This is a genomic window from Bradyrhizobium sp. 1, assembly GCF_023073315.1.
Lineage (GTDB): Bacteria > Pseudomonadota > Alphaproteobacteria > Rhizobiales > Xanthobacteraceae > Bradyrhizobium.
Genome location: NZ_JADPJH010000010.1, coordinates 1 through 26,522, shown reverse-complemented (window position 1 = coordinate 26,522; position 26,522 = coordinate 1). Strand labels below are relative to the sequence as shown.

General features: G+C 64.4%; 27 protein-coding genes. 8 read left to right on the top strand and 19 right to left on the bottom strand.

All coding sequences use genetic code 11. The features are described from left to right. Nucleotides 1-5 precede the first annotated feature (5 nt). Nucleotides 6-941: a LysR family transcriptional regulator gene (locus tag IVB29_RS02720; RefSeq protein WP_247501860.1), complete on the bottom strand. Its 936-nt coding sequence runs from the start codon at nucleotides 939-941 to the stop codon at nucleotides 6-8. A 114-nt stretch (nucleotides 942-1,055) separates the two neighbouring features. On the opposite strand from IVB29_RS02720, the gene IVB29_RS02715 reads away from it, so the two are divergent. Together IVB29_RS02715 and IVB29_RS02710 are read left to right on the top strand one after the other, a co-directional pair. Next, a complete protein-coding gene (locus tag IVB29_RS02715) occupies nucleotides 1,056-2,696 on the top strand; it encodes an FAD-dependent oxidoreductase (protein WP_247501859.1) in 1,641 nt (546 codons plus the stop codon). Between the two features lie 30 nt (nucleotides 2,697-2,726). Then, nucleotides 2,727-3,707: a tripartite tricarboxylate transporter substrate binding protein gene (locus IVB29_RS02710; protein WP_247501858.1), complete on the top strand. Its 981-nt coding sequence runs from the start codon at nucleotides 2,727-2,729 to the stop codon at nucleotides 3,705-3,707. Nucleotides 3,708-3,722: 15 nt separating this feature from the next. On the opposite strand, the gene IVB29_RS02705 is transcribed toward IVB29_RS02710, so the two are convergent. From IVB29_RS02705 to IVB29_RS02665, 9 genes are all read right to left on the bottom strand, one after another. Next, a complete protein-coding gene (locus tag IVB29_RS02705) occupies nucleotides 3,723-4,685 on the bottom strand; it encodes a biotin/lipoyl-binding protein (RefSeq protein ID WP_247501857.1) in 963 nt (320 codons plus the stop codon). Beyond that, on the bottom strand, nucleotides 4,678-7,002 hold the full coding sequence (locus tag IVB29_RS02700) for an ABC transporter permease (protein WP_247501856.1): 2,325 nt from the start codon (nucleotides 7,000-7,002) through the stop codon (nucleotides 4,678-4,680). Before IVB29_RS02700 ends, IVB29_RS02705 begins: the two co-directional genes overlap by 8 nt. Beyond that, nucleotides 6,999-7,970: an efflux RND transporter periplasmic adaptor subunit gene (locus IVB29_RS02695; protein ID WP_247501855.1), complete on the bottom strand. Its 972-nt coding sequence runs from the start codon at nucleotides 7,968-7,970 to the stop codon at nucleotides 6,999-7,001. Before IVB29_RS02695 ends, IVB29_RS02700 begins: the two co-directional genes overlap by 4 nt. A 252-nt stretch (nucleotides 7,971-8,222) precedes the next feature. Next, complete coding sequence (locus IVB29_RS02690; protein ID WP_247501854.1) at nucleotides 8,223-9,032, bottom strand: ABC transporter ATP-binding protein; 810 nt, start codon at nucleotides 9,030-9,032, stop codon at nucleotides 8,223-8,225. Next, complete coding sequence (gene rutD, locus IVB29_RS02685) at nucleotides 9,029-9,820, bottom strand: pyrimidine utilization protein D (RefSeq protein WP_247501853.1); 792 nt, start codon at nucleotides 9,818-9,820, stop codon at nucleotides 9,029-9,031. The genes IVB29_RS02690 and rutD overlap by 4 nt, the downstream gene beginning before the upstream one ends. Nucleotides 9,821-9,848: 28 nt before the next feature. Beyond that, on the bottom strand, nucleotides 9,849-10,652 hold the full coding sequence (locus tag IVB29_RS02680) for an ABC transporter permease (RefSeq protein ID WP_247501852.1): 804 nt from the start codon (nucleotides 10,650-10,652) through the stop codon (nucleotides 9,849-9,851). 1 nt (nucleotide 10,653) lies between these two features. Next, nucleotides 10,654-11,040: a pyrimidine utilization protein C gene (gene rutC / locus IVB29_RS02675; RefSeq protein WP_247501851.1), complete on the bottom strand. Its 387-nt coding sequence runs from the start codon at nucleotides 11,038-11,040 to the stop codon at nucleotides 10,654-10,656. Beyond that, entirely contained in the window at nucleotides 11,037-11,777 is a 741-nt protein-coding gene (gene rutB / locus IVB29_RS02670) for a pyrimidine utilization protein B (protein ID WP_247501850.1), read from the bottom strand. The genes rutC and rutB overlap by 4 nt, the downstream gene beginning before the upstream one ends. Beyond that, entirely contained in the window at nucleotides 11,774-12,790 is a 1,017-nt protein-coding gene (locus IVB29_RS02665; RefSeq protein ID WP_247501849.1) for an ABC transporter substrate-binding protein, read from the bottom strand. The genes rutB and IVB29_RS02665 overlap by 4 nt, the downstream gene beginning before the upstream one ends. 141 nt (nucleotides 12,791-12,931) lie before the next feature. Here IVB29_RS02665 and IVB29_RS02660 point away from each other — a divergent pair, with 141 nt between their 5' ends. From IVB29_RS02660 to IVB29_RS02650, 3 genes are all read left to right on the top strand, one after another. Then, the gene (locus IVB29_RS02660; protein ID WP_247501848.1) at nucleotides 12,932-13,849 is read left to right on the top strand and encodes a LysR family transcriptional regulator; all 918 of its coding nucleotides are present in this window, start codon (nucleotides 12,932-12,934) and stop codon (nucleotides 13,847-13,849) included. Between the two features lie 87 nt (nucleotides 13,850-13,936). After that, a complete protein-coding gene (locus tag IVB29_RS02655) occupies nucleotides 13,937-15,208 on the top strand; it encodes a DUF2157 domain-containing protein (RefSeq protein WP_247501847.1) in 1,272 nt (423 codons plus the stop codon). Then, nucleotides 15,205-15,801, top strand: coding sequence for a GDYXXLXY domain-containing protein (locus tag IVB29_RS02650; RefSeq protein WP_247501846.1), 597 nt, complete (start codon nucleotides 15,205-15,207; stop codon nucleotides 15,799-15,801). The genes IVB29_RS02655 and IVB29_RS02650 overlap by 4 nt, the downstream gene beginning before the upstream one ends. Here the strand turns inward: IVB29_RS02650 and IVB29_RS02645 are convergent. Beyond that, nucleotides 15,798-17,168, bottom strand: a complete 1,371-nt coding sequence (locus tag IVB29_RS02645) for a PLP-dependent aminotransferase family protein (RefSeq protein ID WP_247501845.1) — start codon at nucleotides 17,166-17,168, stop codon at nucleotides 15,798-15,800. The two genes, IVB29_RS02650 and IVB29_RS02645, sit on opposite strands and share 4 nt — an antisense overlap. Before the next feature lie 163 nt (nucleotides 17,169-17,331). Here IVB29_RS02645 and IVB29_RS02640 point away from each other — a divergent pair, with 163 nt between their 5' ends. After that, nucleotides 17,332-18,192 (top strand): DMT family transporter, encoded by an 861-nt coding sequence (locus IVB29_RS02640; protein WP_247502336.1) that lies wholly within the window; start codon nucleotides 17,332-17,334, stop codon nucleotides 18,190-18,192. A gap of 11 nt (nucleotides 18,193-18,203) precedes the next feature. Here the strand turns inward: IVB29_RS02640 and IVB29_RS02635 are convergent, their stop codons facing one another. From IVB29_RS02635 to IVB29_RS02625, 3 genes are all read right to left on the bottom strand, one after another. Beyond that, the gene (locus tag IVB29_RS02635; protein ID WP_247501844.1) at nucleotides 18,204-19,418 is read right to left on the bottom strand and encodes an EAL domain-containing response regulator; all 1,215 of its coding nucleotides are present in this window, start codon (nucleotides 19,416-19,418) and stop codon (nucleotides 18,204-18,206) included. Nucleotides 19,419-19,701: 283 nt separating this feature from the next. Then, entirely contained in the window at nucleotides 19,702-20,127 is a 426-nt protein-coding gene (locus IVB29_RS02630; RefSeq protein WP_247501843.1) for a hypothetical protein, read from the bottom strand. A 322-nt stretch (nucleotides 20,128-20,449) separates the two neighbouring features. Continuing rightward, nucleotides 20,450-21,613 carry a hypothetical protein gene (locus tag IVB29_RS02625; protein ID WP_247501842.1) on the bottom strand — a complete coding sequence of 388 codons (1,164 nt, stop codon included), beginning with the start codon at nucleotides 21,611-21,613 and terminating at the stop codon, nucleotides 20,450-20,452. Between the two features lie 341 nt (nucleotides 21,614-21,954). On the opposite strand from IVB29_RS02625, the gene IVB29_RS02620 reads away from it, so the two are divergent. Then, the gene (locus IVB29_RS02620) at nucleotides 21,955-22,578 is read left to right on the top strand and encodes a helix-turn-helix transcriptional regulator (RefSeq protein WP_247501841.1); all 624 of its coding nucleotides are present in this window, start codon (nucleotides 21,955-21,957) and stop codon (nucleotides 22,576-22,578) included. A gap of 85 nt (nucleotides 22,579-22,663) precedes the next feature. Here the strand turns inward: IVB29_RS02620 and IVB29_RS02615 are convergent, their stop codons facing one another. From IVB29_RS02615 to IVB29_RS02600, 4 genes are all read right to left on the bottom strand, one after another. Further along, nucleotides 22,664-22,912: a hypothetical protein gene (locus tag IVB29_RS02615; RefSeq protein WP_247501840.1), complete on the bottom strand. Its 249-nt coding sequence runs from the start codon at nucleotides 22,910-22,912 to the stop codon at nucleotides 22,664-22,666. A gap of 100 nt (nucleotides 22,913-23,012) precedes the next feature. Beyond that, nucleotides 23,013-23,390: an Hpt domain-containing protein gene (locus tag IVB29_RS02610; protein ID WP_247502335.1), complete on the bottom strand. Its 378-nt coding sequence runs from the start codon at nucleotides 23,388-23,390 to the stop codon at nucleotides 23,013-23,015. Nucleotides 23,391-23,545: 155 nt separating this feature from the next. Further along, complete coding sequence (locus IVB29_RS02605; protein WP_247501839.1) at nucleotides 23,546-24,244, bottom strand: Crp/Fnr family transcriptional regulator; 699 nt, start codon at nucleotides 24,242-24,244, stop codon at nucleotides 23,546-23,548. Nucleotides 24,245-24,433: 189 nt separating this feature from the next. Continuing rightward, nucleotides 24,434-25,144 (bottom strand): Crp/Fnr family transcriptional regulator, encoded by a 711-nt coding sequence (locus IVB29_RS02600; protein WP_247501838.1) that lies wholly within the window; start codon nucleotides 25,142-25,144, stop codon nucleotides 24,434-24,436. Nucleotides 25,145-25,577: 433 nt separating this feature from the next. Between IVB29_RS02600 and IVB29_RS02595 the strand changes: the two genes are divergently transcribed. Next, nucleotides 25,578-26,057 carry a response regulator gene (locus IVB29_RS02595; protein WP_247501837.1) on the top strand — a complete coding sequence of 160 codons (480 nt, stop codon included), beginning with the start codon at nucleotides 25,578-25,580 and terminating at the stop codon, nucleotides 26,055-26,057. A gap of 222 nt (nucleotides 26,058-26,279) precedes the next feature. Here IVB29_RS02595 and IVB29_RS02590 read toward each other — a convergent pair. Then, on the bottom strand, nucleotides 26,280-26,522 hold a 243-nt coding region (locus IVB29_RS02590), incomplete at its 5' end, for a hypothetical protein (RefSeq protein ID WP_247501836.1).

The following is a 26,522-nucleotide window of genomic DNA, read 5'->3' as shown; positions in this document are numbered from 1 at the left end:
GCTGTTCACTCTGCCAGAAGCAGCTTTATTCTGCCGATGTCCGCCCGGACTGCCCCTGCCAGCACCGCCCGCGCCGTCGCCACAAATGCCTGCGCCGCCGGCGATAGCGTTCGACCCTGCCGCTGCAGCAGCGATACCGGCCTGGTGATGGCGGGGCGCACCAGAGGCCTCGCGATCAGCGTTGGAAACTGATCGGCCGGCAGCATCGTTGCTGGGAGGATAGCGAGGCCGAGGCCCTGGGCCGTCATGGCGAGGGCGGTGTTGATCAGTGTCACTTCATAGGTCGGATTGAGGTGCTTGCCTTGCGCGCCGAGCGCCTGATCGATCTGCATGCGAATTCGCGTCTCGCGGCGCATCGCGATGGTCGGCTGCTGCGCGAGCTCGTCCCATGTCAGGGAACGCCGCGCGGCGAAGTCGGCGGTGCGGCGGCCGATGGCGCTCAGGCGTCCGCGGGTCAGCGTCTCCACCGTCATCTCCGCGAATTCACCCTCCACGCTGCCGATCGCGAACTCGGTATCGATCGTGCCCAGGCGCGGAACGAGATCGTCGGCGGCAACATCGCGCATGTCGATCTCGATGCCGGGATGGGCCGCGCGGAATTTCGCGAGCACGAGAGGCATCAGCGCCGAGGCGGCGCCGGCTGATGCCAGAAACACGACGCGGCCGGCGCGCGCTTGCGCGAGGTCGTGCATGCGCCGTGACAATCCCTGTGCATCGCCCAGCATCCGTTCGGCGGCTCGGAACGCCTCGTCGGCGGCCAGCGTCGGCTGCACCGAGCGCGTGGAGCGGTCGAAAAGCTTGACGCCGAGCTGGACCTCGAGCTGCTGGATCAACAGGCTCGCCGCCGATTGCGTGATCCCGAGCTCGCGCGCGGCCCGTGTGATGCTGCGCGTCCGGTAGACGCCGGTGAAGGCCTGCAATTGCCGCAAGGTGACATTCATAGGTAAAGCTCATGAATTGATGAGTTCTTTCCATCTTATCTCATAAGCGATCCTGCATTAAAATGCATGCTGCGCGGGCAACGAATCCGCAGCGATGCCAGGGATGGAGAGAGCATGAGGACACAGGTGCTGGTCGTGGGCGCCGGGCCCGTGGGATTGACCGCGGCCATGGACCTTGCCTCGCGCGGGATCGACGTCGTCGTCGCGGAGATCCGCCATGCCGGCGATCCGCCCAGCGTCAAATGCAATCACGTCTCGGCCCGCTCGATGGAAGTCTTTCGCCGGCTCGGCCTCGCCGCAAAGCTGCGCGATGCCGGCCTGCCCGCGGACTTCCCGAATGATTGCTCCTATCGGACCACGGCGACCGGCATTGAGCTCTGCCGCATCGACATTCCCTCCCGCGCGCGTCGCTACAGCGCCACCGGCGGCCCCGACACTTGGTGGCCGACACCGGAGCCGCCGCACCGGATCAACCAAGTCTATCTCGAGCCGATCCTGTTCAGCCACGCCGCCGCCCAGCCGCGCATCACCATTTTGGCGCGCACGGAAATCACCGATATCGAGCAGGACGGCGATCATGTGTCCGCGTTGGCGCGCAACCTCGACAGCGGAGACACGCTTCGTATCGAAGCCAGCTACGTGATCGGATGCGACGGCAGTCGCTCGCTCGTTCGCAAATCGATCGGCGCCAGTCTGTCCGGCACGCCGGTGATCCAGCGCGTGCAATCGACGTTCATCGAAGCGCCACAGCTGAAAGAGTTGATGGGGGCGCACAAGCCGGCCTGGATGGTGCTCTCGCTCAACCCGCGCCGCTCCGGCACCACGGTTGCGATCGACGGTCACGACCGCTGGCTGATTCACAATCACCTCAAGCCCGATGAGCCGGAGTTCGACTCGGTCGATCGCGACTGGTCGATCCGTGCGATCTTGGGCGTTGACGAGCGCTTCGAATACAAGATCCTCAGCAAGGAGGACTGGGTCGGGCGTCGCCTCGTGGCCGATCGCTTTCGCGAACGCAGGGTCTTCATCTGCGGCGACGCCGCGCATCTGTGGATGCCCTATGCCGGCTACGGCATGAATGCGGGCATTGCCGACGCCGTCGATCTCTGCTGGCAATTGGCCGCGCATCTGAACGGCTGGGCGCCGGCTGCGATCCTCGATGCCTATGAGGCGGAGCGTCAGCCCATCACCGACCAGGTGTCGCGCTTTGCGATGGACCACGCGATGAAGATGATGGCGCAGCGCGGCGGCGTGTCCGCGGAGATCGAGGACGACACGCCGCGCGGCCACGCGGCGCGCGCAACGCTTGCGAGAGCGGCCTATGATCTCAACGTGCAGCAATATTGCTGCGCCGGATTGAACTTCGGCTACTACTACGACGCCTCGCCGATCATCGCCTATGACGGCGAAACCCCGCCGGCTTATGCAATGGGCAGCTTCACGCCCTCCACCGTGCCGGGCGCCCGCGCGCCGCACCTGTTTTTGCGCGACGGTCGGTCGCTCTACGACATATTTGGGACAGGCTACAACCTGCTGCGGTTCGATCCGGCGATCGATGTGGCGCAATTGCAGTCCGCTGCAGAGGCGAGTCGCATTCCGCTGGCGCTGATCGACATCGCGCCGGACGAAGCGAATGGTGCCTATGCCGAGAAGCTCGTGCTGGTGCGCCCCGATCAGCACATCGCCTGGCGCGGGCAGGCCGCGCCGGAACATCCGCAAGCCTTGTTGGCGCGTCTCAGCGGCGCGGCGGCGTAAGCAACTCATAACAAAACCAGGGAGGAAAAATTGTTTCACGTTGCGAGGCGCCGCATTCTGGCCGTGCTGACGGCCGCGACTTTCGCCGCGCTGCCGCTGGAGGCAGGCAAAGCGGCCTATCCGGAGCAATTGATCAAGATCATCGTGACGTTTCCGCCCGGCGGTAGCGCCGATACCGTCATCCGCGCGCTCGAGCCGCTGGTCACAGCCGAGCTCAAGCAGAGCCTGGTGATCGAGAACCGCGCAGGCGCTGGTGGGAATATCGGTATGGCTGCGGTCGCGCAGGCCAAGCCCGACGGCTACACGCTCGGCGTCGCGCCCGCCGGTGCGCTGACGGTGAACCCGCACCTCAATTCATCGATGCCGTTCGATCCGAAGGATCTCACGCCGATCACGCTGCTTGCGGAAATTCCTTTCGTGCTCGTCGCCTCGACGGATATTCCTGCGCACAATGCGGCCGAGACGATCGCGCTCGCCAAGGCAAAGCCGGGCGCGCTGTCGATCGGGCATGGCGGCAATTCGACTGCGATGCATCTGACGGCCGCGCTGTTCACGCAGAAGACCGGGATCGCGATGGAGCTGGTTCCCTATCGCGGGACCGCACCGGCGACGGTCGATGTCCTCGCGGGCCATGTCCCGTTTGCGGTGCTGGATATTCCGGCGTCGCGGCAATTGATCCTCGAAGGCAAGCTTAACGCGATCGGCGTTTCCTCGGCGCGGCGTCTTCCGTCCCTGCCCGATGTGCCGACCCTTGCCGAGAGTGGCATCGCGGGTTTCGAATCGGTGGGCTGGTTCGGGCTCGTTGCTCCCTCCGGCACGTCGGCGGATGTCATCGGCAGGCTGAACGAGGCCTTCACGAAGGCGCTGAAGGATCCGTCGGTGGCAGAGAAGATCAGGACGCTCGGCGCCGAGCCTGCGCCCACGTCACCCGAACAGTTCGGCCGCTTCATTCAGAGCGAAAGCACGAAATGGGGCAAGCTCATCAGCGAGGCCGGCATCAAGGCGAATTAAACGATGCGCAGGCAGCTACTCGATCCAGACCGTCGTGCCGGGCTCGAGGTTTTTCTGCTGGCCGTCTTCATCGAGACGCAGGCGAAGCGTGTTGCGATCATGGTCGCCGACCACACGCTCGGCCTGCCAGGTTGCGAAAATGCCGATCGGCCGCAGTTCGGTGATGACGGATTTGACGGCGGCTGCGCCACCGTTCCGCAGCACGTTCACCGTCTTTCCCATCGCGAGCGCGCCGAGATGGTCTTCGCGGACGTTGAACGAGAGCCATTGTTGGCCTGCCGCCTCGACCATCAGGATCGGCTGGCCGGCGCGAACGTTCTCGCCGATCTCGGCGGCGACGACGCTGACCACGCCGTCGGCCGGAGCTCGCAGGATCATCTTGTCGAGGCGCCGCTCCAGCACCGTGACCGCGGTGGCGGCGGCCTGTACCTGCGCATCGGCGATGGCGCGCTCTTCCCGGGTCGGGCCTGCGACTGCGGCATCGTAATTGGCCTGGGCTTGCGCCAGATCAGCCTGCGCGGCTGCGACGTCGTTTTCTGCCTGGTCGAGCGCCTGCTGTGATTCAAAGCTCTGGCGAGCCAGCGTGCTGGTCCGCGTGAGCTGGGCCTGGACATATTCCAGGCGCGCGCCGGCCTTGGAAATCGCAGCGTTGAGAACGTCGACCTGCTCCCGGCGAACGCCGGCATAGACATTGTTGCGGGTTGCAATGGTCGCGGCCAGCGCGGCTCGCGCCTGATCGGCTTGCGCCGTCAATTCCACCGCCGACAGTTTTGCCAGGACGTCGCCAGCCTTCACATGGGCGCCTTTTGCGACCGCAATCGACACGAGCTGGCCATTCACCTCCGGCTCGACCCTCACCTCAGTCGCGCGCACGACGCCGACGATGGCCGGCGGCGCCGCCGGACGACGCGCCGTGGCGACCACGGCGCCAGCGACGAGCACGAGCGCAACCCCGATGATGGCGGCACGCCTAGCCATGTCTCTGTCCTCTCCTGGTCGCAAATGCCGAGATCACCGCGAGCGCGAAATAGCCGATCGCCAGGCACCACAGGCCGAGCCAGTCGTGGGCGACTTCCCAAATGCCGGCGCCGAGCTGGTTGATGCGGACGAGGCCGTCGATGGCGTGATCGGCGGGGAATAGCTGCCCCAGCGCACGGGCAGCCTCGGGAATCGCCTCGCGCGGCCACGCGAAGCCCGCGGTGAAGAACTGCGGCAGGCTCGTTGCCAACAGGAGGAGTGTCGCGTTCTCCGGCCGCGTGAACCAGGCCCCGACGGCTTGCCCCATGAAACTTGTCGCCAGCAGGAAGATGGTCGCGAGCGCGAAAATCTGCGGCAGATGGCCGAGGGTCGAGAAACCATAGATGCGCGGCAGCACGATGAGATAGAGCGCAAGCACCGGGAGATAGATCGTCAAATGAGCGACACCGCGTCCAAGCACGCCGGCGACTGCGCCGCCTGATGATGCCAGCGCCGTCCCGGTCAACATCGCAGCACCAATCAGCAGCGTCTGCTGGAGGATCAGCATGAACGCCGCCGGCACAATGTAGCTGGCATAGCCGCCGACCGGGTTGAAGATCGGTTGCAGCAGAACGTTGGCCGGGCTCGCGCTCGCGAGCTTTGCCTTGACGAGACTGCCGTCCGAGCGCGCGCCGCGCGAAACCAGCTCGGATGTCAACGCACCGATCGCGGTGGCGACGCCGCTCGCCGTCGACCTGAACATGAACAGGTAAGTGGCATCTGCGTAGATCGGGAGATGTGCATTGATGCCCTTCAGCACGTCGCGCTCGGTGTCTGCCGGGATTTCGACGGCCGCAAAGGCCTTGCCCTGATCGATGGCGGTGCGCGCCTCCGCAACGGTGCGGGCGCGAACCACGACACTCAGCGCACCGCTCGCATCCAGATTCTCGACGATCCGCCGGCTGAGCTCGCTGAGATCATTGTCAACCACCGCGATCGGAAGCTTGCGCAGGATCTGGTTCAGATAGGGTTGCGGATAATAGATGCCGTAAACCAGCGGCGCCAGGAACATCACACTGAAGGCGCTCTTCATTCCAAGCACGCGCCGCCATTCCGCGGTGAAGGCGCCGCCGATGCCGCGCGGCGCGGAAGCCGTCTCGGTCGGTTCGTCAGGCCGCGCCGCCGCAAACCATCCACTGCGGTTGAGGCTCGCCATCCGCCACCAGGCGAGGCCTGCGAACAGCATTGCCAGGGCGGCGAGTGCGGCGAAGGGAACGGCGGATGCAGAGACGGGCAATCCCCGCGCCGCCTGTCCCAGCAAAACGGCCATGTACCAGCGCAGCGGCAGGATGGCGCCCCAGGCTTGGGCGAAAGCGTTCATGCCGATGGTCGGAAAGCCGACGCCGGCATAGCCGAACGCGGGAGATGCAATGAGGCCTGCAAGCCCGAGCCCCGACGCGAGGTCACGAGTGAGGAGTTGTAACAGCGCGCCGAGCGAGAGATACGCAATGATCAGGAGCGAGCCGGCCGCGACCATCAATGGCAAATCACCCTTGAAGGGAATCTCCAGCACGCCCTCCAGGACCAGCGGTTCAGCCAGCATGATCACGACGAAGATGCAGAACAGTGGCGCAAGCTTGCCGGCCAGCGCGACGAGCGGATCGCCTCCCGCGCTCTCCAGCCAGGCTCGCGCGTCGCGGCGGCGGAATTCGGAGCCGACCGAATAGCTCGCGGCCAGCGTGATCACGACGTGGATGATCGTCGGCAGCAGCGCGCGCAGCAGGAATTGTGCGTAGTTCTTCTGCGGATTGACCAGCGCGATGGTCTCCGCCGTCAGCGTTCCCGTCGACGCCGGCCCGGGTGCGGCGCGCGTCGCAGGGGCCGCGACGTTGGCCGCAGCGGACAGCGCATCGTTCAGGCCCGAGGAGGCGATGCCGGCCGCCGTGAGAAATTGCTGGTTATAGAACCCGACGATTTGCGGCCGGCGCTGCGCCTTGAGGTCACGTTCGAAGTCGGGCGGGATATAGATCGCCGAGATCGACCGGCCCGACCGGATGTCCTGGACTGCCGACGACAGGTTGCCGGAGCGGTCGGCTATCCGCAAGCTCGGTGATGCCGCGACATATTCGGCGACGGCGCGCGATGCGTCCGATTTGTCTTCGTCCACGACGGTCACGCCGAGCCCGCGGATGACCGGATGACTGAAGACGGTCGTGAGCACTGCGAATGCGAACAGTGGCACGCCGAAGATCAGCAGCAGCGCCACACGATCGCGAAACAGCCAGCGGCACTCTCGCAGCGCGACCAGAAAAAATCCGGGCTTGGCGCCGAGCCTCATTGCCGTGATCGCCAGTCGAGATAGGCGCTCATTCCCGGTCGCAGCTCGGGCACCGGCTGCACCGGATAGGCGCGGATCGAAAACGTCCGCAAGTCGAAATCGCCTGACGTGCGCGTCGCCCGCCAGCTCGCATACTCACCCTTGGTGGCGATGAGCTTGACCTCGACAGCGACGCTGCGGTCGCCGAGAGCAGGAATACGAACGTCGAAGCGGTCGCCGACCTTCAGGTTCTTGATGAGATCTTCACGAAGATCGAAATGGACCCAGACGTCGGCCAGATCGATCAGGGTCACGAGCGGCACGCCCGGCGAGACGTATTCGCCCGGCTCGACGTTGCGCTGATAGACCTGCGAAGCGACGGGCGCGTAGACCACAAGCTGATCGATGATCGATTGCACGCTCTGGATATCGGCCTCGGCCTTCTCGACATTGGCCTTGGCGATCGCCCGCTCTTCCCTAGTGTAGCCGTTGACCGCCTGCTCATGGGCGGATTTGGCCTGATCGACCGCGCGCTCGGTTTCGTGCAGGGCATCGGTGGCCTGGTCGAGGCGGGCCTGCGGTGCGTTGCCCTGCTCGGCCAGGGTATGGGTGCGGTCGAAGGTCTTCTGCGCCAGGACCAGAGCCGCCTGCGCGCGGTCCATCTCTGCCTTGCGGGCCGTGACGACCTCCACTCGCGTGCCAACCATGATGTTCGCGAGCTGGGCATCCGCGACCGTCTTTGCGGCCTTCACTTGCTCCTGCTTCGCCACTGTCTCCGGATTGTCGATCCGGACGAGGACGGCGTTCGCGGCGACGTTCCGGCCACGTTCGGCCGGTATTTCCTTGACGCGTCCATCGACGCGCGCCGCGATGTCGAGCCGCGTTGCGTCGACCTCGCCCTGCACGAGCAGCGGCTCCGGTCGCAACAGATAGAAGGTCGAAAGCCCGACGACGATTGCCGCAACAACGCAGACGATGATCGCAGGCACGCGCGTCGCCGAGTGCGCATGTTCGGGTGGTTTGTCTGCCTCGGGTGTGCCTGGAGTCTCGTTCCCTGAGGTAGGCACGTCCATGGCAGCTCCCCTTGGCTCATCACCACGAGCCCGACTATGTCGCGGTTGCCAAAACCTGTCCAATCGCGATGTCGTTTTTCGCCGGCCAGATCGGGCGATTCAGAAAAACCTTGATGACGTGACCTGCCGATTGCATCTGTTTAAATTTTTGATGCTTTTGGTGGACGGTTATGTCACGCCCACCGGCTTCTCCAGATCAGCCCAGATCTTCGCAAAATGGTCCTGAAACTGCGGATCGGTCCGCAAACCCGCGGGGTCGCGGCCGGCGCGCGGCAGGTCGATGACGTGCCACGCGCGCACCATGGCCGGACGCGCGCTCAGCACCAGCACGCGATCGGCCATGGCGATGGCCTCGCCGATGTCGTGGGTGACGAGAATGGCGCTCTTGCCGCGCTCGGCGATGATGCGGGAGACGTCGGCCTGCATCAGCAGGCGGGTCTGGAAATCGAGCGCCGAGAACGGCTCGTCGAGCAGGATCACTTCGGGATCGAAGGCGAGCGTGCGCATGATGGCGACGCGCTGGCGCATGCCGCCGGAGAGCGCCGCAGGCTTGGCATGCTCGAAGCCTGAGAGGCCGTAAGTCCGGATCAGCTCCAGCGCGATCTCGCGCGCACGCGGCTTCGGGACTTTCCGGATCTCCAGCCCGAGCATGACGTTGTCGAGCACGCTGCGCCACGGCAGCAGCAGGTCCTTTTGCAGCATGTAGCCGACATGGCCGGCGGCATCGTCGACGCGCTTGCCGCCGACTTCGACATGGCCACGGGTTGGCCGCAGCAGGCCGGCAATGGCGTTGAACAGCGTGGACTTGCCGCAGCCGGAGGGGCCGACGATCGCCAGCGTCTCGCCGCGTCGCAGCTCGAAATCCACTTTGCGGATCGCCTCGACTGGCCGCCCCGTCCCATCGAAGGTGACGCCGACATTTTCCGCGCGCAGCACGATTGGCGCGGTCTCGGTGAGGTTCTGCGCGAGCGCATTCATCGGTCCACCTCCCTGCAGAAGTCGAGCAGCGTGTCGTTGAAGATTTTTGGCGTGACCACGCTGAAGGCGTGCGCGCCCCAATCGACCTCGTGCACCCGCGCACCCGGAATCGCGGCGGCGAGCTCGCGGGTGAGATAAGCCGGCACCAGCGCGTCGTCCCTGGCGGAAGACATCAGCGTCGGCACGTTAATTTCAGCGAGGCGCCTGCCGCCCTCGAACGCCAGAAACATGTCGATGCGCTGGTTCATGGTCGCGACGGAGGGGAAGTGCTTCAGGATTCTCTCTTCCTCTTCGTCGAGATGCGCGATGTTCTCGGAGATCCATTGCGGCGGGTAAAGGAATAGCGGCTGCGCCCGCACATAGGCCTGGGGACCGGATTGATTGAGCAGTGCCTTGCGGATTTCGAAGCAGCGCCGCAGGAACGGATCGGCGCGGCCCCAGCCGTTGACGACAGCAAGGCTGCGCAGGCGCTTTGGATGACGCAGCGCCAGCTCGATGCCGACGATGCCGCCGATGGCGTGGCCAACCACATGGGCGGCGTCGATGCCGGCATGGTCGAGCACGCCAGCGATGTCGTCGGCCATGCCGGCGATGCTGCGGCTACCGGCTGCGCTGCGGCCGGTGCCGACGTGATCGTAGAGGATGACTTGATGGCGCTGCGCGAGCGCATCGAGCTGCGGCGCCCAGAACGAGCCGCTGCCGCCCATGCCGGCCGAGAGCATGATCGGCGTGCCGCGTCCGTGAACTTCGTAGTAGATGTCGGCGTTCTCGCCGCGTGCAAAAGCCATGGTATCCCAGCTGTTGGATTGATGTCGTTCAGGATCGGGAGCGCAGTCGCCGTTCGATCAAATCGATCGCGCCGTACATCAACAGAGCCACCACCATCAGCGTCGCAATGCCGACCCAGACTGCGTTGAGGTCGTAGAGCACGCCGGCGTAGTAGATCATGTAGCCGAGGCCCTCCTTGGAGGCGATGTACTCGCCGACGACTGCGCCGATCAGGGCGAAGCCGACATTGAGGCGGAAGGCCGCGACGATCCACGGCATCGCGCCGGGCACGATCACGGTGCGCCAGGTCTTCACGCGGCTGGCACCAAGCGAACGCAGCAGCTTGACGAGATCGGCGTCGACCTCCTTCGCCCCTTGCAGCGCCGTGATGACAGCGACGATGAAAGTGATGATCGCGGCAATCGCGATCTTCGAGGAGAGGCCGATGCCGAACCAGACGATGATCAGCGGCGCCAACGCAATCTTCGGCAACCCGTTGAGGGCGATGAGATAGGGCCGCAGCACCGCGGCGCCGGTCGGGACCAGCCAGAGCGCGAGCCCGGCCGCGCTGCCGAGTACCGTTCCAATCAGGAAGCCGGCGATGGCTTCCCACGCCGTCAGGGCTGCGTCGCGCAGCAGCTCACCGCTGCCGATCAGCTTGGCTCCTTTTGCGATGATGCCGCTCGGCTGGCCGTAGAGATAGACCGCGATCAGGCCGAAGCGGATCGCAAGCTCCCAAGCCGCAAGTAGCGCGACCAGCAGCGCGATCTGGAGCAGCGCGATGCGCAGTGCGGACGGCAGCCTGAAGCGGGCGCCCGTCACCGCGGCTTGGCCAGCATCGAGAACGGCCATTTCACGGCCTCTTGTGTGCGATCGAGGCGATCTCGACGAGGCATGCGGGCTTCACGAGGCCGCACTGGATGCAGAAGCGCGCCGGTTTCTCGCCCGGAAAATATTCGGCATAGACCTTGTTGACCGCGGCGTAGTTGGCCCAGTCGGTGACGAAGATCGAGTTGAAGGTGACGTCCGCAAGACTTGATCCCGCGGTCTCCAGTACGCGCTTGATGGTCTCGAGAATGTGTCGGGTCTGGCCGGCGGCGTCGCCCTCATGGACGACGTCGTTGTTGGCATCGAACGCCAGCGTGCCCGAGACGTAGATGACGTTGTCGGCCATCATGCCCGGCGAGAACGGGGCGATGGGCGCGTGGGTGCCTGCTGGAATGATGGCGCGGTCGGTCATGGCGTGTCCTCTTCTGTGGGAATGGCTTCGGTCTGGGCAAAGGCGCGGCGGAAGTCGCTCGCGGACGAGACCCAGCCGAAGAATGTCTCGATGTTGAAGATGGAGGCCTTCTGGATGTAGTCGGGGCCCGCCTGGTGCGTCGCGTCCTCCAGCATCACGCCGAAATATTCGAGGTGAAAGCCGTCGCGCAGCGTCGATTCCACGCAGACATTGGTGGCGATACCGCAGAACACGAGGTTGCGGATGCCGCGGGCGCGCAAAATGCTGTCGAACTGGCTGTTGAAGAAGCCGCTGTAGCGCGTCTTGGGCACCACGATGTCGCCGGGCTTCGGCTGGAGATCGTCGACCAGCGCATAGTCCCAGCCGCCCTTGGCGAGCAGCTTGCCTTGCAGCTCGGGCCGCTTGCGCATCGTCTTCAGCGCGTTCGATTTGTGCCAGTTCGGCGAGCCCGGGCCGCCGGCCTCGACGTAGTCGGCGTCCCAGCCGTTCTGGAAGAAAATCACGGGAACGCCGGCGCCGCGCGCGACACTGAGTACATCCTGGATCGCCGTGATCGCCGCCTTGGCGCCCGATATGTCGAAGCCGGCGAGATCGAGATAGCCGCTCTGTGAGGCATAGGCGTTCTGCATGTCGACGACGATGACCGCAGTCTCGTCGACCGCGAGGCGAAGCGGTTCGGGCCGCGCCGGCAGCGTGACGTAGCGCTGTTCGCGCGCGGGAGAGGTGTTCACTGTCATGACGCGAGACCGAACTGCTTGGTGGCCTGCTCGGCAAAACGGTTGTCGACCATCTGCGCGTAGGGAAGCGCGCTCTGCACCGCGCCGCCGCCCTGCTCGAGCTGCATCGCGCGGTCCCATTCGTCCGCGGAGATGGTGGGGTTGCGCGGGATCGCGGTCTTCGACCCGAAGAAGTTCTTGGTCGCGCTCGCGACCACCGACGGCGTGACCTTCGGGAAATACTTTTCCGCAACCTCGGTGAAGACCCCGTTGTCCTCGTGCATCAGCTTCTGCGCTTCCGCAATCGCGTTGCAAAAACCCTGCACCGCGGCCGGGTTGGTCGCGATGGTCTCTTCCGTCGCCATCGCCGTAGTGAAGCAAAGTGAGCCCAGCGCGTCCGCAAAGGACAGCACCGGAACGAGACCAAATTGCTCGGCGGCGATGCTGACGTCCCATTCGAAGGCGGTGGCGATGTCGGCGCGGCCGTCCTTCACCGCGGCGGCCTGCGCGCCCGGCGGCAGTTCGAGGAAGATGACGCCGGCCTCCTTCGGATCGAACTTGCCGATGGTCTTGATCGCGTAGGTCGGCACTTGGATGGTCGAGGAGGGGAATTTCAGCGTCGCGATGGTCTTGCCGCGCAGATCATCGATCGTCCTGATCTTGCTGTCGGGCCTGGCGATGCCCCACATCGACACGCCGCCGACGATCTTTGCGATGTTCTTGATCTTGCCGCCCTCGCGCACCGCGTTGACCGACATGCCAGGGCTGGTCACGCCGATCTGGCTGCGCCCCGAAAGCAGGATCGGCACCGGCAGCGCGATGCCGCCGGCCGTGGTGAGGTCGGCGTCCAGGGCGTGCTTGGCGAACAGCCCCTTGTCCGCGGCGACATAAAGCGAGTTGTACATGCCAAGCCGCAGCGCCTCGGCGATCGCCACCTTGGCGCCGGCCGCGAAGCCCGGGGTGCTGAGGCCGGCCAGCGGCGCCGCCGCCGCGCCCAGCAGCGAATATTTCATGAGGTCGCGTCTGTTGATCACGTCCCAGTCCTTTGGCTTGTTAGAACAGTAGGTTACGCCTATTCTGCCTAATTGATGGTCATTCCCGGTCTTCGCTCAAAATCCTTGCACTGGAGGTTTTCATTAACAATCCGGAATAGAGAGATATATTTATAAGCTAGAATGATAGATCAGCTCGACCTGAAACAGCTCCGCGCCTTCGTCCGTGTCGTCGAGACCGGCAGCTTCAGTGCGGCGGCGCGTGCGCTCGGGATGTCGCAATCCGCCGTCAGCCAGGCGGTGCGCCAACTCGAGGATGGCTTGCGGGTGCGGCTGCTCGATCGCACCACGCGAAAGCTTCAGCTCAGCAAGGTCGGCGCGGATTTCATGCCGGGCATCCAGCGCCTGCTCGCCGATCTCGATCACCAGCTCCAGGATCTGCGCGACCTGCGCGAACATCGCCGCGGTCACGTCACGGTGGCCTGCGTGCCGTCGGTGGCGCTGCGGCTGATGCCGCGCGTGCTCGCCGCATTCCAGCGCGAGCATCCGATGGTGGCGGTGACGCTGAAGGAGATTTCGCGGCACCAGATTTTTGCAGCACTGCGCGGCGGCGATGTCGATCTCGGGATCGCCAATGTGCCTGGCGACGATCCCGAACTCGATGCCTCGCGCCTGCTGGTCGACAATTTCGCGCTGGTGATGCGCCGCGATCATCCGCTCAGCGCGCGAGACGCCGTCAGTTGGACGGAGGCGTCGAAGGCAGGCCTCGTGGTGATGGCGTCAGGCACCGGCATCCGGCTCGAGATCGAGCGCGGCGTCGCGGACCTCAATCAGGGCACGCCGATCCACGAAGCCGAGCATCCGGCGACCTTGCTGGCGCTGGTCGAGGCCGGCGTCGGCGTTGCGCCGCTGCCGAGTCTTGCCTGGCCGGAGGCCGATCATCCCGTTCTCACCTGGCGCAAGCTGGTCGATCCCGTCATCGAGCGCGAGCTTTATTTGCTCTGGCGCATCGGCCGCGACCTTTCGCCGGCCGCACGTGCGCTTCAGCGCGGCATTTTGGCGGGCGCGCAGGCGATCCGTGAACGAAGTTTGGTCGGCTAGCAGGCGGTGTTAGGTTGAACCTGTTAGAGGTGGGGGCCGACCTAGCAACAGCCCGCCGGCGGGCACGGAATCAGGTCATTCAAGACAATGTTCGACAAAGCCTACCGGCAGCGCCTAGAAGCCGACCTTGCACAATGGGAAGCCGACGGCGTGATCGCGCCGGCCGCGGCCCTCTCCATCCGCAATGTGCTGCCGCCGTTGTCGCCCGGCATCAACATCGCGGTGGTGGTCGGTATCGTCGGCGGCCTGTTGATCGCGGCCGCATTCCTTGCCTTCGTCGCTGCGCACTGGACCGAGATCGCGCGGCTGTTGCGGTTCGCGATCCTGCTTGCCGGCATGGTGGCCGCCGGCGGCCTCGGCGCGTGGTTCGCTACAACGGGCCGCACTGTTCTTGCCGACCTTGGCGCCAGCATCGGCGCCATCATCTTCGGCGCGGGCATCGCGCTGGTCGGCCAGATGTATCATCTCGGCGACGACTTTGCCGGCGGCATGCTGCTGTGGTCGATCGGTGCGTTCGCCGCCGCGCTGCTGACCGGCTCGCGCGGCGCGCTCGCGGTCGGTCTCGTCGCCGCCTGCATCTGGACCTGCATGCGCAGCTATGACGCGCCCGATGTCGTGCATCTTCCGTTCGTGGCGGTGTGGCTGATCGCCGCCGCTCTCGCGCTTGCGTGGAATTCCCGAGTCGCTGCCCACCTCGTCGCAATCGCGGTGTTGCCGTGGTGGATTGCGACCTCGCTTCGCTTCGACCTCGGTGGCCTTCAGCCGTCCTTCGTGCTCGCGAACGGCGCGGCCCTGCTGTTCGGCGCCGGACTTGCGACCGCCGCAACGCGCTCGCCGCGGGCGGTTCTGCTCGGGAGCGTTCTGTCGATCTACGGCGCGTTTTCGCTAGCCATCGTTGCCTTCCTGGAGGTGACGACGGTTGACGATCTCATTCACTTCCGGACCGGCACCGCGCCAGCCCAGCCGCTCTGGGCAATCCTGTGCGGAGCTGCGGGCGTGATCCTCGCGCTCGCGTCCGCCGGCATCACCAGGCGCGCAGGTGAAATCCTGGCCGCATGCGCGATCGGGCTCGTGCTGCTCGCGGCGCCGATCTGGCCGGCATCCGCGGCCGGCGAGCCCTGGTTCGCCTATGCCGCGTTGCTCTGCGCCATGCTGTGTCTCGTCGTTTCCGGCGTGCTCGACGACGTGCGTCCGCGCATCGTGGCCGGCTGGCTCGGGATCGCCGGCGTCATTGCGGGCATCACCTGGGCGGTGAAGGGCTCGCTGCTGCGTCGTTCGGCCTTCCTCGCGGTGGCCGGCATCATCGCCGTCGTATTCGCAACCGTGCTCAACCGCGCGCTGCCGAGGGCTGAGCGATGATCGAGTCCATTACAAAATTCTGGCAACGCATTCCGAAAGCCGTGCTGTTCGGCGTCGCCGTCCTGCTTCAATGCGTGCTGCTGGTCCTGATGGTCGCCGACCGGATGCAGATCCTGCGCGAGGGACGTGAGGTGACCTTGCAGACGCAGCCGGTCGATCCCCGCGATCTCCTGCGCGGCGATTACGTCGTGCTCCGCTACGACATCTCGCAGCTGCCGGCCGGAGCGCTCTCCGGCAAGACGGCCGAGACGCGCAATCCCGTCGTGTTCGTCAAACTCGCGCCCAATGCCAACGGGCTTTACGAGGCCGTCTCGGTGTCCGCCGAGCCTGTCACGGTCACGGCTCCCGAAATCCTGATCCGCGGCCGCGTCACCTATTCCTGCGGCTCGACCAGCCGCACCTTCTGCGACAAGCTCCAGATCAAATACGGTCTCGAAAGCTATTTCGTGCCCGAAGGCGAGGGCAAGAAGCTCGAGCAGGCCCGCAACCAGCAGAAGCTGCGCGTCGTCGCCGCCGTGCTCCCCTCGGGCCGCGCCGCCATCAAGCGGCTGCTGCTCGACGGCGAGCCGGTATATGAGGAGCCGTTGTACTAGCGCTCAATCGGCTTCGCCTTCAACGCCCGCCGCAATACATCCCACATCCGCGGATCGTTCATATGCGCCACGTTGAACCGCATGAAGCTCGACGCCGTCTGCGAGACGCTGAACACGTTGCCCGGCGCCAGCACCACATCCTCTTCGAGCGCAGCGCGCGCAACGGCTGTGGCGTCTTGTCCGTCGGCGAGGCGGCACCAGAGGAAGAAGCCGCCGCGCGGCATCAGCCAAGGCTCGATGCCCAGCGCCTGAAGTTTTCGTGCGACGTCGCGGCGGGTGCGCGTGAGCTTTTGCCGGAGTTCGTCCATGTGCTTGCGATAGCTGCCGCCGGCCAAAACCTTGGCGATGATTTCGGTCGCGACCGGACTCGGGCCGCCAAAGCTGGTTGCGACCTGGAGGTCGACGAGGTGCTCGATCCAGTCGGCCCGCGCAGCGATGTAGCCGCAGCGCACCGAGGCCGACAGCGTCTTGGAGAAGCTGCCGATGCGGATCACGCGGTTCAATCCGTCGAGCGCGGCCAGGCGCGGCGAGCGCTCCGGCTCGAAGTCACCAAAAATGTCGTCCTCGACGATGGTGAGGTCGTGGGCGGCGGCTGCGGTCAACAGCCGGTGCGCGGTCTGGAGCGAGATTGTCGCGCCCGTCGGATTATGCAGCGCTGAATTGGTGATGTAGAGCCTGGGACGCTCGCTGCCAAGAATCTGCTCGAAGCGAGTGACATCGGGGCCTGACGGCGTATAGGGCACGCTGACGATCCTGGCCTGATGCGCCCGCAGCAGCGCGCGAAAATTGAAGTAGCAGGGATCGTCGACCAGCACGGTGTCGCCGGGCCGGAGCAGGAAGCGGCAAATGAGATCGGTTGCCTGCGTGCCCGAGCCCGTCAGCATCAGCTGGTTGATCGAGGTTTCGATCCCGTCTTCGGCGAGGCGCGTCAGCAGGAGCCGGCGCAGCCCAGGGGAGCCGGACGTCGAGCCGTAATTCGTCAGCACGCTGGCATCAGAGCGGGCCAGCGCACGGGTGGCGCGTCGCAGCGCCGCTCCCGGCATCCACTCCGGCGGCAACCAGCCGCAGCCGGGTTTTGGCACGGCATCGTCCGTGTCGAGAGATTGCCTGGAGACCCAGAACGGATCGACCTCACGATCACGTCTCGGTTCGGCTTCGGTCAACGCCAGCGGCGGCGTGACCGTCGGCGAGACATAGAAGCCCGAGCCGCGGCGGGCGCGGATCAGGCCTTCGGCGGCGAGGCGATCATAGGCTTCGACCACGGTGGAGGGCGAAACGCCCATCGTCGCGGCAAGGCTGCGGATCGACGGCAGGCGGTCGCCGGCACTGAGCGCGCGGCCGGCGACCTTGGCGCGGATCGCGCTCATCACGTCGATGGTTCGTGTTCCGCCTCGTCCCTTCGATTGCGCTTCGATCTCCAAGGTGTATGACCATCCATACCCATACAGTTTTGCCGGATTGTACTGGATTGTCACTGGTCGCGCCACCTGAGAAGGCCGAGTATCCGCGCCCAGGAAAAGTGAGATGGACATGCAATCTGCGGGCAGCGGCTGGGGCAACGGGCTTCTCGGCGTCATCATCTTCAGCGGCTCGTTGCCGGCGACGCGTGTGGCCGTCGGCGGCTTCTCCGCGCTGTTCCTGACGTCCGTGCGCGCGGTGATCGCGGCGCTGATCGGTGTGGCCGTGCTCGGCCTGCTCCGTCAGGCGCGGCCCGAACGAAAGGATCTCATCTCGCTCGCCATCGTTTCCATCGGCGTCGTGGTCGGCTTCCCGTTGCTGACCGCGCTCGCGCTCCAGCACATCACCTCCGCGCATTCGATCGTCTTCATCGGACTGCTGCCATTGTCGACGGCGATCTTCGCGGTGCTGCGTGGCGGCGAGCGGCCGCAGCCGCTGTTCTGGCTGTTCGCGATCCTCGGCAGCGCAACGGTCGTAGGCTTCGCCCTGTCCAACGATGGTTCGGCATCGCTCACAGGCGACCTGCTGATGGTTGCCGCGGTCGTGCTGTGCGGGCTCGGCTATGCCGAAGGCGCGGCACTGTCGCGCCGCCTCGGCGGCTGGCAGGTGATCTCCTGGGCGCTGTTGCTGGCGCTGCCGCTGATGGTGCCGGTCGTGATCCTGACATGGCCGCCGACATGGAGCGGCGTCGGCGTGCCCGCCTGGATCGGGCTCGCTTATGTCTCGATCTTCAGCATGTTCGTCGGCTTCATCTTCTGGTATCGCGGGCTCGCGATCGGCGGCATCGCCCGCGTCGGTCAGTTGCAACAGCTCCAGCCGTTCCTGGGCCTCGCGCTCGCCGGCTTCCTGCTGCACGAGCCGGTCGCATGGAGCATGATCGCCGCGACCGCGCTGGTCGTCGTCTGTGTGTTCTTCGCACGGCGATTTGCCTGAGGCGGCGCGCCTCAGGCCGGGTCCATTACCGTTCGCGTCAGCGTGCTCCGCGCAAACTTCTTCAGCGGCATCGGCTTGCCGAACAGAAAGCCTTGCACGAAGTCGAAGCCGAGCTCGTTCGCGGCGACGAGGTCGGCGCGGCTCTCGACGCCTTCGGCGACGGCGCGTACGCCATAGCCATGTGAAAGCTCGACGATGTGGCGGCACACCGTGCGCTTGAGGCGATCGGTGCCGCTGCCGGTGACGAAGTGCCGGTCGGCCTTGAGCTTGATGAAGGGAATCTTGCCCAAATCCATCAGCTCCGGCCAGTTGGCGCCGAGATTGTCGATCGACAGGCCGATATTGTGCAGGCTCATTTCGCGTGCGACCTCGACAAGGAGATCGAGGTCGCGGATCGCTTCCTCGCTGTCGATCTCGATCGTCAACCCGCCGAACGCAGGATGCGTCGGCATGCGGCGGCAGAGATCGTGTACGGCTTGCGGGTCCTTCAGATACGACGCCGGCAAATTGATCGAGAGATCGACCTGGCTCTGCCGCTCCAAGAGATAATGCCAGTCCTGCAAGGCTCGCTCGATCACGAATTCCGAGAGATCGCGGAAGTGCGGATCGTGCGCCTCGGGAATGAAATAAGCGGGAGGCACCACGCCCCAGGTCGGGTGCCGCATCCGCACCAAGGCCTCGGCACCGCTGCGGACCAGCGTGCGCGCGTCGATCTTGGGCTGGTACCAAAGCTCGAGCCAGCCGGCATGCAAGGCTTCGCCGACATGCACGGCCGGGCTCGGCGCCGGCTCCTCCGGCAGCAGCATCGCGACGCGCTCGCGCAGCGTCTCCGCGGCGAAGGGCGTGGTCAGCGGCGGCAGCATCGCAAGGCCGTATTCTTCGCCGACCTGCTGCACCGCCTTGACGATGATCGACTCGCGGGCGCCGACCGCGAGAACCTTGCCGTCGAAGGCCTCGCGCACCAGGATCTCCAAAAATTTTCCCGGCTCGATGCCATCGGCGGCGATGCCGAGCAGGATCAGATCCGGCAGCTCATTGGGCAGCATCGCCTGCAGCTCGTCGGCGCTCGCGCATTCGCTGGTGACGAAACCGAGATCCTCCAGCACTTCGCTCATGAAGGCGCGCAAGTGGCGTTTGCCGTCGGCCACGCATGCGCGCGGCGTCACCTTTCGCCGTCCGAAGGTCTTTGGCCTCCGTCCGGCGAGTTCAATAATTGCATCGTCCATCGCAAACCACTCCCGTTCCGTCTCGGTGTGTTAGCGACGTGAGCAGTTTCAAATATGGAGGGCTTCAGCCGATTGTTGAATTATCTCGGTAACGTTAAAGCACGCATCATTTCTAAAATTGTACGGATCTCCTTCGAGAAGTTTTTACGTCTGCCAGCGCGTTGCGCACGCGCGTGCGACAATCACGCCCGATTTTCGCAGTGCGCAGATTGGCGGCGCGCACGCCCGTGTCCTGTAATTGGACGAAGCCGTTTGCGCTTCGCCCAATTGAATAATGGACTCCTCAATTGGCCGTGGCCTTGTCGTGTTGGGCCATGCCGACGGCCTTGTAGTCGTAGGTCGGATAGAATTCGGTGCGGTAGGGACCCCACGCGGTATCCTCGACGATGCGATTGACTTCGCGTAAGCGCGAGGCCGGCAGGCGCAGCGTAATCACCTGGCCGATGCCCATCATCACGTACCAGCTCACGACCTCGATTCCGGGCGGCGGGAAGGATTTGTAGTAGCCCTGCTTCTCGAGCTGCGCGTTCAGCTCGTTCAGCGGACGGGACTGGTCGTGCTTGAAGAACACGGTGAGCAGGACTGCGTTGTCGGCGGTCGGCGCCGCATTTCCCTGCGGCGGCGAGGTCTGTGCCATCGTCGTCGACGTGAGCGCCAGCGCGCCCGCAAGCAAGGCCGCCACCGTCAATGTCTTTCGGTTCGATCTCATCGTGAACTCCTTCCCAATGCTCATGCGATGGATCGGAGAATAGGGGACGGGCGCCTCGCCGAAGAACTCATTTTCGCGCGATACGCGCATGTTTCGTCTTCGCTCGTGACGGTTCTGCGACAATGCGCGCGGGCCCAATGGCGCGAGTGTGAAGCACATCACATGCGTATTGCTGCACCTGCGCTATTGGTCCGGATAGCCGGTGGTGGGCTGTTTAGGATTGCAGCTATGTCGATGCGGCGAATGATGCATTGGTGGTTCAGATTCGTGCTGTCAGGGCGATTTCTCGATCGCTTCCTGTGCCTGCCGCGCTAGCGCCGGATCAGGTTTGCCCGATCAATTTGCGAAACGCCGCCGCGCCATCCTGCACAACGTCACGTCCCTTCCAGGCCAGATAGGAAAGCTTGCCGCCGAGCGTGTCGTGGCTGCGCAGCCGGCGCGAGCCGAGGATGTGTCCGACATTGGAAGGGAAGCGGCTGACCTCTGCCGAGACCAGCGCCGCGATCGCATCCATCAATTGCTGGAGCCGGATACCCCATTCGCAACTTTCGATGCCGTCGATGCGGACCTTGAGCGCGTATTCGGTGTCGTAGATATCGGCGAGCAGGTCGCGCGCGATGAGGATCCGGTTGTGGCGCAGCGCGATCCTCAGAGCCAGCCGCTTGTCGTCGAGCCGGTCGAGCACCATGGGAACGACGCAGGCATAGCGTGTGGCGGCGATGTCCGCCGCGCTCTTGCTGGCAGCGGGCTTGGTGGCGAGGCGCACCAATTGCCATGACGTCTTCAGGCGCCGCGCCACAAGCGCCAGCGCGAAGGGCAGCGCATCGGGACGGGATTTCTTGAAGGCGTCGAGCTGAGCAGTGATCTGGGCAACCTGCCCGTCCTCGAATTTCGCGATCTTCTCAGGCAGTTTTTCGTTGAACTTCGGCAGCGCGTCACCGGCACGTAGCACATGCTGCATCTTTCTCACATCGTCGAAGGCCGTGCGCGAAGCGGTGTACTGCGCGAGCTTGCCGCGGGCGAATTCAGCGCTCTCGGCTGAAGCCAGCGTATTCTCGAGCACCTTGACGACCTTGGTCTGGAAGATCGATGCGGTCTTCAGCACTTCCTTGGGGTTGTTGGCGTTGACCTGGTCGTTGATCGCCTTGATGTAGTCGCGCGCCATGGTCGGCAGCAGGTCGCGGCAGATCCACTCCCAGATCGGGGTGAGCGTGTTGCGCGAGATCCGCCCCATATTGGCATGCTCGGGCGCGCCGTCGATCAGCAACAGCTCGAGCGGGGCAAAGAAGTAGCGTGAGGGATTGGTGGCACGTGCCTGGGTCGATCCGTCCTTGCGAAACTCGGCGCGAAGCTTGGCCTGAACGCCGGACGAGCCCGGCATGTCGACGCCGCACAGTTCGAGCCGCTCGAGCTCGCTGAGCAGACAGCTGCGCGACAGCGGGGTCAGCCTCTGCAGGAATTCCGATAGCTGATCGATGTCGTTCATGGCACGCAATCTTCCGCAGCGTTTCCCGCAAGACCTATAGGCCTGATGCATGGAGGCATTTGCGCGCTCTCAATCGTGATTGAGAGAAGCAAGTCATTGTTAATTTATCCGTAAAATCCGGGGATGGTCGGCGGGGCTGGTAACTGGACCGTTAACCGGGCAGCTGTCCCGCTGCCCGCCGCGCGGGCAGGTTTATCAACCTCCGCGGGCTCCTCGGAGGCGCCGCGCAAGCATAAATTGTGCCGATGTCGATTTTTTAGCGTAAAACCGCCAAAATCACCGTAGTCTTACGGAGCAAAAAGTTAACCACAGATCGGCCCTGGTTCCGCTAAACAGGTCACATGGGGTCACAGAATGATACGGCCACCGATTCGCGGCCGTCGGAATGGTACGACAGCAGCACCGCTCCAGCTGAAGAGCTCGATTTCGTCCGCCTGAACGCCGTCCGTGCCAAGGCGGCCGACGAAATGGCCGCCGCCATCGCCCGCGAGCTCAACGGACCCCTGACTGCGCTCCTGCTCTACATGGGCGAAATCAAGCACCACAGCGACCAGCTCGCGCCCGTCTCAGGCGATCGGGTCTATTTGCAGCGGGTGGTGGAAAATGCGCTGGCGCAGACCGAGCGCGTTTGCGGCTTGGTCAAGCAGCTCGCCGGTCCCCAGAACGGTGGCTTGCCGTTCGCGTCCAGGGCCGAGGACGCAGAATTGAAGGCCGCGCGCGTACAGCAAACTCAGCATGTGCAGAGCGCCGAGCTCGTTGGCCTGTCGGGCCAGAAGCGGCTGACCAAGCGCGAACGCGAGGTGCTCCGGCTGATCAGCGAGGGTTATTCGAACAAGCAGGGCGCGCTTCGCATGCAGATCAGCCCGCGCACGTTCGAGAGCCATCGTGCCGAGGCGATGCGCAAGCTCGGTGCCCGCAATACGGCGGACCTTGTCCGCGCGGCGTTGCTGCATTCGATCGATTGAGGCTGTTCTGTTGCGCCGCCGACCGGCGGCGCGCCCAAAACCTTAGAAGGCCAAGACCCCGGAAGACTCCGGGCCCCGATCGTGCTCAGAAATAGTCTTCAGCGAAGGGACGCGCGCGCGACGAAGGCCGCAGCGGCTTGATCTCTTCCTTCGGCGTGTTCGGGACGATCGTGATGGTCCAGCGCGGGGGAGTGCTCGATTCCTGCTCCAGCACCGAGCGCACGAAGCCAGTCACCGTCGCCTCGCCAGACGTCACCGTCGCCATGCGGCCGTTGAATTGAGCGATGCGGAAGCGACGGACTTCTTTCTGGTCCGCAGTCTCGTAGGTGAACATGGAAACCCTCCTGGTTTCCGGCGACTATCGCCTCCCATGATTAGCCATCCGTGAAAATCGCCAACCGTAGAAGTACGGCGGGTTTTGCACGCACTCTCCGTCAGGTCTGCGGTTCCTGCGCACGCGCGGCCTCAAAGGCCGCGTCCATCCGGTCCAGCAGATCGTGGAATTTGGCCTCTCGAAGCGTCTCCGCGGACTTCTCCAACTGCAGCGCCAGCGCCGCGAGCCTGGCATAGCCGAACGTTGCGGCCGCGCTCTTCAGCGAATGCGCTTCGCGCGCGATTTTGGCGTTATGCTGCGCGAGCGAAAGCCTACGGAACAGTTGCAGCCGCGTGCGGGTTTCGCTCCAGAACACGGTGCGCACCTCACCGGCGCCGTCTTCGCCGATCTCGCGCACGAGCGCCGCATATGCGCCTGGCTCGCGCGCGGGTTCGGCATCGAGCACCTTCTGCGCAGGTGCGACGGTCACTTCAAACATGGGTTTGCCTGTCCTGGTCACGGCTCGTTGGTCGCGCGGCCCGCCCGGCGCGAGGCACGTTCGTGTCTACGGCATTTGAATTTCAGTTCCGGTAGCAGGACGATCTGTGTTTGCAGGCCGGCATTAGCCGCAGGTTTACCACGCGACCTCGCCGGTCAGTGTTGGCCGAGCAGCCGGTCGTACTGGGCCTTCACGGTGGCGTAGCACTCGCACGCCGTCTGGCGCAGGCCTTCCAGGTTCAGGATCTGGATGTGCCCGCGGCTGTAATGGATGAAATTGGCCTGCTGCAAGGTGTTGGCGACCAGCGACACGCTGTTGCGCCGCGCGCCGATCATCTGCGCCATCGCCTCCTGGGTCAGCAGCAGCCGATAGTCGCCGGACAGATCATGGGTGTGCAGCAAACAGCGCGACAGTCGCGATTCCACCGGATGTGCGGCGTTGCAGCCCGCGGTCTGCTGAACCTGCGCGTAGACCGCGAGTCCATGGCGTGTGAGCAAGGTCCGCAAGGTGTTGCTCTGGTCGGCCGCACCGCGCAGCCGGTCGAGGTCCATCACGGAGGCGACGCCGGGAACCAGCACGGTCGCCGTGTTCAGCGCGCAGGCATCGCCCATGGTCGAGAGCGTTCCGAGCAGGCTGTCGCGCCCGATCATGGCGACCTGCACATGCTCGCCCTTGGCGAGCTTCACCACCAGCGAGATGACGCCGCGTTGCGGAAAATAGGCACGCTTGAGCGTCTCGCCGGTTTCGACCAGCACCGCTTCATGCGGCAGATCGATCGTGCGCAGATATGGGCGGATCAATTCATAATCGTCCGCCGACAGCGCGGACAGGAAACCGTTGGATGGACGCACCATCGTTTCCAAAATTGCCTCCCGTCTCCTGCGCCAGTCCAGCGCGGCGAGCGAATTCATTCCCTGCGCGGGTAAGTTTCATCATGTTCACATCGGGATATATTGGCAATTGGTACATTGTAATCCGGGCAACTACGTCAGACGCCGCATTGTGTGCATGGCGGCATGCAGCCCATCGCATTGGCGTCGGCATCATTGCCGGATTCCGAGTATCGCAGCGTGGTGGGTCTTCACTGCTGCATAGCAATCACAGGACGTCGCCTGCAGCGCTGGCAGGTCGACGATTTCGATCTGCCCGCGGGTGTAATGGATGATGCCGCCGCGCTGGAGCGCATGTGCGACGAGGGAAATGGCGTTGCGCCGTACGCCCATCATCTCCGCCAGCGCCTCCTGCGTGAGCGGGAGGATATCGCTGTCGGACAGGTCACGAGCACGCAGGAGCCAGCGCGCGAGGCGTGCCTCGACCGGGTGCAGCGTATTGCAGAGTAATGATTGCTGCGCATGCGCGAGCAGGACCTGCTCGTGGCGGATCATCAGACTGCGAAACGAGATGCTCGCGGCAGCGACGGCACGGAAAGCCGCTATTTCGAGCATGGAAGCAGTCCCGGGGAACAGCACGATCGCGTCCGCCAACGCGAAGCCGTCGGCAAGCGCGGCGCCGCCACCGACGACACTATCGCGGCCCAGCATCGCCACCTCGATCATTTGTCCTTCCGAGAGGCCGACCGTGATCGACACGGTTCCACCGTGCGGGAAGTAGACGTATCTCAGCGGGGTGCCGGCCTCGCCCAAGACAGATTCCCTGACCATTTCCACCGTCGCCAGATGAGGCCGCAGCAGATCGAGATCAGCCGCGTCGAGCATTCGCAGCAGCTGGTTGGACGGGTGGCCGCTCGCGGTCATGCAGGCTCAATCCGAAATGTGCGACGTATGATCGACGCCGCGCCCGGTTCGTCATCCAGTTGCACGGCGGCAGAATTATATTTCAAAGGTTGTGGTGTCGTCCATATACCCGTTGGGAGGCAGACAGCCGGTCGCATTTACGGCGGAATTAAGAACGGCGCGCCGATTCGTTCCTGAACTCGCGCGCCGCTCCTGCAACAGGCTTGCGGGAAAACGTGGCAAGGGGGCCTCGTGAGCCGGAACCATTGGATCCGCGCCTCAATCGGACGTCGCGCAGTCTCGTTCGTTGGACGAGCGGTTACGGCGATCGGTCATTGCTCCGAACCATGGCGCCGCATGGCCGCAGAGTTCGCGTCCATCACCTTCGCCTTGCTGGTTCCCCCGCCGACCCTCGCGACCGTCAATTCTTCGATCCCAACCAGAGGAGAAAGGCTTGCCCCACGATTCAATTATTGAATCGCCGAAACGGGAAACTCAAACGGGGACAGAAAATCTGCGCCATATTCTCGTTGTCGACGACGACCCGATGGTGTGCATGGCCATCGATGTCTATTTGCAGCGAAACCATTTTCAAGTGACGATTGCCGAAGGAGGTGAAGCAGGATTGCGCGCTCTCGAGCACGGGCAGTTCGATTTGATGATCATCGATATCTTCATGCCGCACATGCGCGGGTTCGAATCGATCAGGATCTTCCACGAGAGGGCACCCGCCATTCCGCTGGTCGCTATGTCCGGCTACGCCTTTGCAAATCTGAATTCGCCTGCGCCCGATTTCCTGCGGATGGCACTGGAGCTCGGTGCGGCGCGCTGCCTGCGCAAGCCGTTTACGCCGCACGCGCTTCTTGCCGCCATCAACGATTGCCTCGCGGAGCACCGTCCCGACGACATTGCCGCGGCCTCGCGCATGGGTTAGCGCGGCGCCGGCCGCAGCAGCGGCGAGGTAAGCGTTCGTTTACCGCAAATGCGGACCGTGCGGCTTCTGGCCGTGCACGAAGTTGTGGTCGCGAGAGCCGATCCGATTGCGGGTGATTGGCTTCGATTTCACGCGGGCCGCGCGTATCGCCCTTCAGGGACGCACTTTTTTCGTTTGCATCGACCTGCCGTTATCGGCGCGTTTACCTAACGCTCGTTCCCGTCACGGCTCGGCGCGGGTTTTGCCGAAAAGCGCTCGCGCATGCCGTCGAACCGCAAACTTCTCTTCAATATCCGTATTAGCACGGAGGATGAAATTAACGGGACCGTGAAAGGGGTTGTCTAACGATCCAAAGCGAAGACTTCCGCCGATTCCAGACGTGGCACAGGCGTCGAAGTTCAGCTCAGTAAGGCGTACCCCATGGATGATCTGTTGCGGGAGTTCTTGACGGAGACCAGCGAGAGC